The sequence below is a fragment of the Mariprofundus erugo genome, from assembly GCF_005818865.1.
GTDB classification, from domain to species: Bacteria; Pseudomonadota; Zetaproteobacteria; order Mariprofundales; family Mariprofundaceae; genus Mariprofundus; species Mariprofundus erugo.
In genome coordinates, this window is the sequence record NZ_VBRY01000036.1 from 1 (window position 1) to 440 (window position 440).

Consider the following 440-nt stretch of genomic DNA (forward strand, 5'->3'; position numbering starts at 1 on the left):
CCTCAGAACCGAGGAGGCCACCAAACAAGCCGCTCTCCAGGCGCTCCGGGAAAAAGCCGCGCAAGCCGTGTCCACCGCTCCCGGCAAGCAACGCCCCCCCGTGAATGCACGCGAAAACCTCGAAACCTTCCCCGCCGTGGATGCCGTGGCCGTGCGCTTCACCATCGATGCCAGCAGCGGTTCCCAGCCGTGCCTTGATGAGTTGGAGATCTACGATGAGTCCGGCAAAAATGTCGCCCTCGCCGCCACCGGCGCCATCGCCAAAGCCTCCGGCAGCCTGACGGGTTTCGAAATCCACAAGCTGGAGCACATCAACGACGGCCAGGTGGGGAACTCCCGCAGCTGGATCAGCAACGCCGCCACCGGCTGGGTCGAGATCTCCTTTCCCTCTCCGGCCCGCATCCATCGCATCGTCTGGAGCCGGGACCGCAACGCAAAGT

At 64.5% G+C, this 440-nt stretch carries 1 pseudogene; it reads left to right on the top strand.

Annotated features, from left to right (window positions below):
* A pseudogene (locus FEF65_RS13455) lies at nt 1-440 on the top strand (hypothetical protein); the annotation flags it as partial.